Origin of the sequence: Streptomyces sp. NPDC059371 (genome assembly GCF_042751995.1) — a bacterium.
Classification (GTDB): domain Bacteria; phylum Actinomycetota; class Actinomycetes; order Streptomycetales; family Streptomycetaceae; genus Streptomyces.
Genome location: NZ_JBHYXD010000040.1, coordinates 68,311 through 76,005, shown reverse-complemented (window position 1 = coordinate 76,005; position 7,695 = coordinate 68,311). Strand labels below are relative to the sequence as shown.

The 7,695-nt window shown below is 71.3% G+C and carries 8 protein-coding genes; 5 read left to right on the top strand and 3 right to left on the bottom strand.

Annotation, left to right across the window (positions count from 1 at the left end):
- Positions 1–156 precede the first annotated feature (156 nt).
- Positions 157–1,185, bottom strand: a complete 1,029-nt coding sequence (locus ACFXGX_RS22845) for a hypothetical protein (protein ID WP_384794243.1) — start codon at positions 1,183–1,185, stop codon at positions 157–159.
- Positions 1,186–1,437: 252 nt separating this feature from the next.
- Between ACFXGX_RS22845 and tgmA the strand changes: the two genes are divergently transcribed.
- Both tgmA and tgmB read left to right on the top strand, forming a co-directional pair.
- Positions 1,438–1,629, top strand: a complete 192-nt coding sequence (tgmA, locus tag ACFXGX_RS22840) for a putative ATP-grasp-modified RiPP (RefSeq protein ID WP_037617579.1) — start codon at positions 1,438–1,440, stop codon at positions 1,627–1,629.
- A 14-nt stretch (positions 1,630–1,643) separates the two neighbouring features.
- On the top strand, positions 1,644–2,597 hold the full coding sequence (gene tgmB / locus ACFXGX_RS22835; protein ID WP_384794240.1) for an ATP-grasp ribosomal peptide maturase: 954 nt from the start codon (positions 1,644–1,646) through the stop codon (positions 2,595–2,597).
- A 23-nt stretch (positions 2,598–2,620) separates the two neighbouring features.
- Here tgmB and ACFXGX_RS22830 read toward each other — a convergent pair whose 3' ends face one another.
- Positions 2,621–4,279 (bottom strand): serine/threonine protein kinase, encoded by a 1,659-nt coding sequence (locus ACFXGX_RS22830; RefSeq protein WP_384794237.1) that lies wholly within the window; start codon positions 4,277–4,279, stop codon positions 2,621–2,623.
- A gap of 428 nt (positions 4,280–4,707) precedes the next feature.
- Here ACFXGX_RS22830 and ACFXGX_RS22825 point away from each other — a divergent pair, with 428 nt between their 5' ends.
- Positions 4,708–6,201: a serine hydrolase domain-containing protein gene (locus ACFXGX_RS22825; protein WP_384794234.1), complete on the top strand. Its 1,494-nt coding sequence runs from the start codon at positions 4,708–4,710 to the stop codon at positions 6,199–6,201.
- Between the two features lie 66 nt (positions 6,202–6,267).
- The gene (locus ACFXGX_RS22820; protein ID WP_384794232.1) at positions 6,268–6,744 is read left to right on the top strand and encodes a hypothetical protein; all 477 of its coding nucleotides are present in this window, start codon (positions 6,268–6,270) and stop codon (positions 6,742–6,744) included.
- Here the strand turns inward: ACFXGX_RS22820 and ACFXGX_RS22815 are convergent.
- A complete protein-coding gene (locus ACFXGX_RS22815) occupies positions 6,729–6,944 on the bottom strand; it encodes a hypothetical protein (RefSeq protein WP_037617573.1) in 216 nt (71 codons plus the stop codon). The genes ACFXGX_RS22820 and ACFXGX_RS22815 overlap by 16 nt on opposite strands.
- A gap of 179 nt (positions 6,945–7,123) precedes the next feature.
- On the opposite strand from ACFXGX_RS22815, the gene ACFXGX_RS22810 reads away from it, so the two are divergent.
- Positions 7,124–7,606 carry a VOC family protein gene (locus tag ACFXGX_RS22810; RefSeq protein WP_384794228.1) on the top strand — a complete coding sequence of 161 codons (483 nt, stop codon included), beginning with the start codon at positions 7,124–7,126 and terminating at the stop codon, positions 7,604–7,606.
- Positions 7,607–7,695 lie beyond the last annotated feature (89 nt).

The following is a 7,695-nucleotide window of genomic DNA, read 5'->3' as shown; positions in this document are numbered from 1 at the left end:
GCCGAGGTCCTGGGCGGCGAGCCGGCGGGCGCAGTCGCCGAGGTCGGGGCGGCGCGGGGCGCCCCGCCCGGGCCCCCCCGCCCCCGCGGTCGGTTCACCTCTGGCCGGTTCACCTCTGGTCGGTTCACCTCCGGCCGGCGGTGCCGCGCGGTCGGCTCACTCCCGGTTCGAGGCCCCGCGCAGTGCCGCGATGGCGGTCCCGATCGCCTGCTGGAGCTCTTCCAGGCGCTGCACCATGTCGTCCTCGTAGATGTCGTCGGCGTCGTCGAAGGTCAGCTCCTCGAACACCTTCGTGGCCTTCTGCAGGCTGCTGTAGAACTTCGTGCGGCGTTCCTGGACGCGCAGTTCGGGGTCGGCCTCCACGGTCTCGACGACGAGGTTCTTCATCGTGTCGTACGCCTCGGTGGCCCACTCGCCCGCGTCCTCGCCCTCGTCGAGTTCGTCGAGGAGGGACAGATGCCGCTCGGCCTCGGAGCGCAGCTCCGCCGGAGCGTCCAAGGTCTGTCCGGCCGGCGTCCTGATCTGGCCCTTCTCCGCGATCTGGCGCACGTATCCGATGCGGTCGGCCGCCCTGTTCTCGGTGGCGACCGCCTTCTTCAGCTCGTCCGTGCGGGCGATGTCACGGGCCAACTCGGTCTGGAGCGCGGGGTCTTCCTTCACCCGGTCCAGGAGCGCCGCCCGCGCCGCCTTCGCCGTCGAGGGGTCGGCGAGGATCGCGGCCCGCAGCGCGGTCGGGTTCTCGGCCACCTCCAGGGCCTTGGTGGGACGGATGCCCTCGGCCTCGGCGGCCTCGGTGATGGCGGCGCCGCGCTCCGAGGCGGCACTGGAGCGGGAGGCGTAGTAGGCCGACCAGGCCTCCCCGTCCGGCAGTTCGACGTCGGCGCCCGGCATCAGGATCTCGAATTGGGGAACCAGTCCGTCGTCCGCGGCCCTGTCCCAGGCCTTGTAGTAGCGCATGACCCGCTCGGGCGAGCATCCGGCCAGTTCCGCGAACTCCTTCGCGGACACCTTCCGAGTCTCCTCGGCGGACTGCCCGCCCGGACGGACGCTGCGCGCCACCTTGAGCGCGAACGCCCAGCCACCGTTGCGCGCGTAGGCGCCGAAGTCGTGCGCGTCGCGCTCGATGAGGTCCGGAACGCCGGTCTGCTCGGCGGCGTCTTTGGATGAGGTGATGGCTGCGGTCACCGGGAACTCTCCTGGGGTGGTGGGGCGTTGATGTCACGGAGGATGAAGCTATGGCCTAAGGTCTGCGTGGAATCAAGGTGACACTCGGAGACCGCGGCCCAGCGGAGACCCCAGTAAATCCGAAATGTGCAAGCCCAGAAACGACGCGATGTGATGACCTTCACCCCGATGTGGCAGAAAGTGATGAATTCCTTACGGCTGTGTCACGTACGGGTGTGTATTGGCCATCGCGCGACCGCGGGAGGATCTTTCGTGCGACCGTTCACTCTCAACTACGCCCGGCCCTCAGGGCAGTCGGCCGCAATACCCCCGTACCACTTCGACGTGTCCCTGCAACTGAACGTGCTGCCCGACGGCAGACCGGCCGTCAGCGATCGCGCGTTGCTGATGGCGACCGGCACCACGACCTCGACGGCCGGTTCTCAGACGCACTTCGACGACTGACGGATGCCGCGCGCATGACGGTTCTCATACTCACGGCCGAACAGGACGTCACCGCCGACATGGTGGTGGCCAGACTGCATGAGCGGGGCGTGCCCATGGTGCGCCTCGATCCCGCCGACCTGCCCGGCAAGGCGGTGCTGTCCGCCGACTACGCCCACGGTGACTTCGACGGCTATCTGTCGGTCAACGGCCATGTGCTCAGCATGGGAGGCCTGCGCTCCGTGTGGGTGCGCAGACCGGGGGAGCCGGCGGCCCATGCCGCCGAACCCTCCGCATGGCTCACCGCCGAGACCAGGCAGGCCCTGTTCGGCATGCTCTACTCCGCCTCGACCCGCTGGATGAACCACCCGCGCCGCGCCGAGCAGGCCCGGCACAAGCCCTGGCAGCTACGGGTGGCGCACAGCAGCAAGTTCGCCGTGCCGCCCACAATCATCACGACCGCTCCCCGGGTGGCCGAGCAGTTCGTCCGGGAACACGGGGACGTCGTGGTGAAATCGGCCTCGGGGCCGCCGCCGGGCCAGCCTCCGGCGGCCCTGCCCACCACGCTGGTCGGACCCGGCACGGACTTCTCCGGAGTCGCGGCCGGACCCGCCCTCCTGCAGCGCTACATTCCCAAACGCGCCGACATCCGGCTCACCGGCATCGGCACCCGGATGTTCGCCGCCCGGAAGGCCGCCGAGCCCGGTCAGGTCGACGGCCGGTTCGGCGAGACGGAGAACGGCTGGGAACCCACACCCGTGCCCCACCGCATCGCCCGTTCGGTCCACGACTACCTCGCCTTCACCGGACTCGCCTACGCCGCCTTCGACTTCGCCGAGGACGCGGACGGCATCTGGTGGTTCCTGGAGTGCAACCAGGGAGGCCAGTTCGGCTTCATCGAGCTGGAGACCGGACAGCCCATCGCCGACGAGGTCGCCGTGTGGCTGGCGCAGCGAAGGCCCGGCCTCCGCATCCCGGAAGGACACTGACATGCGTCATCGGTGACGGCCGGTCACTCCGTGCCCGTCCGGAAGGAGTCGAGGACGGCCTTCAGCGCCTGCCGGTCGGCGGCGCTGTCCCATTCGTCCGCCGGGGTCGTCCAGCGCAGCGAGAAGCCGCGGTGGTCGCCGATGAGGAAACCGCGGCCGAGGGTGCGCACCCGCACACCCCCGACCACGGAGTACCACTCCATGTCGGCGCCCTTCATACCGTGATAGGCCACCGGCCGGATGGCTCCCACGCGTTCGTAACCGGTGGACACGGCACGCAGGTTCGGCTCCAGGGCGCTCCAGACGGCGACCGGGTCCGGACCGAGCTGGGTGCTGTAGGTGACGGCCAGGGTGCGCGCATCGCCGCTCGTCCCGAGCGTCACCCGGTAGGCGAGGTCGTCGGAGGACTGGGTCTCGACGGGCTTCCAGCCCTTCGGCAGGGCGACGGAGAAGCCCTGGGGCGCCCGGTAGAGGGAGAACCCGGCCGGCAGCGTGGCACCGGCGGTGGCCGAGGCGGAGGGAGTGGGGGAGGGGGAGGGGGACGGCTTCGCGGACGCCGTGGGCGTCCGGCCGGTGGGCGCTCCGCCGGCGGTGGGTGCCCCGGACGGCGCACCGGCGGCGGCCCGTGAGGGTGCCGGGCCGGATGCGGCGGTGCCGTCCCCGTCCGACGGTCCGCCCGCCGCGGCGAACGCCAGGGCGCCGGCGACCGTGACGGCGACGGCCGCGCCCAGCAGAACCGGCCGGCTCAGGGGCAGGCCTCGCCGGGTGCGCACCGGTCGCCCCGAACCCTCGTCCTCCGCAGCCCGGCCATGGTGTTCCCCGGTGGGATCGAGGAGATCGGGCAGCGGCTCCGGCGGTGTGATGTCCTCGAAGTTCTGCCGGAGGATGCGTGTCAGCGACTCCCGCACGACGGCCTCGGGCACCCGCTCCACGGGGTCCCAGCGCAACAGGCCCAGAATGGCGGGCGCGAGCGGGCCCGCGCCGCGCGGGGCCCTGACCGGCAGCCGCTCCACCGCCCGGAGCGTGGCCTCCGCCTCGCCCCGGTCCCGGACTACCGGCCGCCCCTCGACCAGCGCGTACATCATCGCGCCCAGCGCCCAGAGATCGGCCGGGGGTGCGCCGCCTTCGCCGCGGGCCTGCTCGGGAGAGGCGTACGAGGGAGCGGTGACACGCGGTGCGTCCGCGGATGCCCTCAGGCCGAAGCCGGTCACAGTGACCCTGCCGTGCTCGTCGGACCACACCTGGCTCGGGCCGAGTTCGCCGTGCGTGACTCCCTCGTGGTGCGCGGCGGTGAGGACGTCGAGGACGCCGAGCCCGATACCGGCCGCCCGCACATGGTCTACGGGACCGTGCAGGAGGAGCTCGGACAGCGGGGCACCCGGCGGCCGCTCCGTGACGGTCCACACGAAGCCGGGCTCCTCGACCACCTCGAGGACCGCGGCCACTCCTCCGTGACAGGCCGGGCCGAGGATCCCGGCCGTGCGCAGGATCCGGTCGGCGGCGGGCTCCGGCGGCTTCTCGCCCCGGTGTCCGGCGGCACGCGACCAGGTCAGGACGACGGGCCGTCCGAAGGCGGTGTCCTCGCCGTGCCACAGGGCCCGGCCCTCCTCGCGCAGGAAGACGTCGAGCAGCCGGTATCTCCCGGCGATCAACTCGCCCGAGGAGTCTTGCGCCTTGGCCATCGTCATCCCTCGTCGTGTACCGGACACTCGCCTTTCCCAGAAGTACGCGGGAGGTGACGAAGAGTGTTCAACGGGAGACGACTGGAGATGAGTGTTTTTACCCGGACGCGTCGTCGTCGCGCGTCCGTACGAACAGTTCAGGCCCCCGTTCGCGGTCGGTTCACCGCCCGGCCTCCTCGTCGCGGTAGCGGGCCGAAGGCCGACCTCGGCGTCAACTCGCTCTCCATTAGCGGTAGTTAGCGTGATGGCTGGAACGCGAGGGGCGCCGGAGCCGCCGGGACGTGGACACCGGGGAGCCGTCCGGGAAAGATGCCAGATGCACACAACGCTGTCCGCCCGCCGTGCCCAGTTCGTAGCCCGTAGCCCGTAGCCCGTAGCCCGTAGCCCGTCGTCCGTCGCGTCGCCCGAGCCACCCGGAGGCCGTCCGTATGAGTGCCCGACCGCTGCCCCAGAGCCCGCCCGCCGAGCAGGGAGTCGACGCCTCGGGCATCACCGCGTTCCTCGACGCCGTCGAGGCCGACCCCGGCATCGAACCGCACAGCCTGATGATCCTGCGCCACGGGCACCTCGTCGCCTCCGGCTGGTGGGCGCCGTACACACCGGAGCGCCTCCAGCTCCTCTACTCGCTCAGCAAGAGCTTCACCTCCACGGCCGCCGGATTCGCCGTGGCCGAGGGCCTGCTGGACCTCGACCGACCGGTGATCTCGTACTTCCCCGAGTTCGAGGCCGACATCACCGATCCACGCAGCCGCGCCATGCTCGTCCGGCACGTCGCGGCCATGGCCAGCGGCCATCTCAGCGAGACCTGGGCCGACGCGATGCGGACCGACCGGACGGAGGCGGTACGCGGATTCCTGCTGATCCCGCCGGACCGAGACCCCGGCACCGTCTTCGCGTACAACCAGTCGGCCACCTACACGCTCGCCTCGATCCTCCAGCGTGTGACCGGTGTGTCGCTGACCGATTACCTGCGGCCCCGTCTGTTCGACCCGCTGGGCATCGGGGAGACCGACTGGACGCGGAACCGGGCCGGCCGGGAGATCGGCTTCAGCGGACTGCACGCCGCGACCGACGCGATCGCCCGGCTCGGGCAGCTCTATCTGGACGACGGCGTCTGGGAGGGCCGGCGGCTCCTGCCGGCCTCCTGGATCGCGGAGGCGACCCGCGCGCATGTCGCGAACGCCGACGGCACTCCCGAAGGCGCCCGGTCGGACTGGCAGCAGGGCTACGGATTCCAGTTCTGGCGGGGACGGCACGGATACCGCGGCGACGGGGCGTTCGGACAGTTCTGTGTCGTGCTGCCCGAACACGACGCCGTGATCGCGACGACCGCGGCGACCGACCGGATGCAGGAACTGCTGGATCTGATGTGGCGCCATCTCCTGCCCGCGTTCGAGACGGCACCGCCGCGGGACGCGAGCGAGCGCGACGAGGCGCTGAGCCGACGGCTCGCCCGGCTCGCCCTGCCGCCGGTCGAGGCCGCGCCCGAGCCCACGGAGCCCCCAGGCACCTGGTCGCAGGCGGAGTTCGTGCCCGCCGGAGGCGTCTGCGCGGCCCAGCGGACGCTGACGGGCGTGCTCGTCGCCGAGAGCGACAAGGGCACCGGTGTCACCCTGGCCGAAGGGGACCGGCGCCTCGAACTGCGTCTCGAGGGAACCGGCTGGAGCGTCGATACCGGCCCGACGCCCCTGGCGGTGAGCGGGGGCTGGACCGGCCCCGGCACCCTGCGCGTCGACGTGCTCTTCCTGGAGACCCCGCACCGGCTGACCGTGGAGTGCGTCCTCCCCGGCCGGACCTTCACCGCCCGCTGGCACACGACCCCGCTGCACGCCCCCTCCCTGGACTCCCTGCGAGCACCGTCGCGAAAGCCGTCAACCGGTCCCCGGAAAACGCCACACCTCGCCACCCCTTCCGCCACGTAGAGATATCCACCACGATGCATATGCCGAGGTCCTGACGGGCGGAGAGAACCGACTCCGGGGTGATGCATGACGAACCTGATGTGGACGCGGAGCGTGGAGTGGCTGGCCGCGGCCGCCACGGACCCGAGGGCGTGCAAACGCGGCTGGGACCAGGGGAGCGGCGGTGTGCTCCTGGAGGCCGGGCGCTACTGGGACGTACTGAGCGTGCCCGAGCAACTCGGCCTGCTCGCCCTCGACATCCTGTGGTGCGACCCGGTCCGGTTGCCGGGGCCCACACTGGTCGACTGCGCCGCTCAGCGCGTGGGCTTCTTCCTGGCGCCCGACCCCGAGAGCCGCTGGGAGGGTTCGGGGCTCCGCCATCTCGGCAGAGGCTCATGGGTCGCCGTACCGCCGCCGTACCGTTCGGCGGGACCGCTCGAATGGATCGTGCCGCCGGACGGCACGGGCGCGCTGCATTCCGCGCTCCCCCTGGAACTGGCGTTGCGCCAGGCCAACGGCACACTCACCGTCCTGGCACCACCGGCCGATCAGCCGGTTCCGTAGAAGTGCGCCTGCCCTCCGCGCCACTTCACCCAGGCGGGATCGTCCAGCAGATCCTCCGCGTCCGGCAGTCCCGCCCGGCCGAGGAACTCCAGCAGATCCTCGTCCGAGAACGCCACGCCGAGGTTCTCACCCCGCGCGGTCACCTCACGGCCACTGGTATCCAGGGCCGGATGCACAACCAGAGGAGCCCGTCCGGACATATATCCAGGATCGTCCTTAGTGCCCCGCCGCGCATCCCGACGGACGGACCGGGAACGGACCGGGGACGGACGGCGGCCGGACGCGGGCCGACGCCGTTCGCCGGACGGCGTGAAAGTGGTTGTATTCAGTACTGAGTGCGTTTTCCCGTTCTCTGGGTGAGGAGCTTTCGATGGGCGCCATGGACCTGCCAGCGATCGAAGCGGAGCGTCAGCGGATCAAGGACGCCCATCTGATGGCGGAGAGGCCGCAGAGCACGGCCCGCGGCGTGCACCATGTGGCGCTGCTCTCCGCGGACGTGGAGCGGACCGTACGGTTCTACCAGGGCGTCCTGGGCTTCCCCCTCACCGAGATGATCGAGAACCGGGACTACAAGGGCTCGACCCACTTCTTCTTCGATCTCGGCAACGGCAACCTGATCGCCTTCTTCGACTTCCCCGGCCTCGACCTCGGCCCCTACGCGGAGGTCCTCGGCGGACTGCACCACCTCGCGATCTCGGTCGACCCCGCCACCTGGCGCCAACTGCGCGACCGGCTCGACGCGGCCGAGGTCGAGTACATGGAGGAGAGCGGTGCCTCGATCTACTTCCGCGACCCCGACGGCGCCCGGATCGAACTGCTCGCCGATCCGCTCGGCGAGATGTACGGCAACAAGGTCCTCTGAGTCGGGGGGCGGGCCGCGCCCGCGGTGGGCCGCGGGGGGTCGCCCGCCTATGACTCACCCAGAAGTCGTGACCCCGCCGCGGGGGCGGG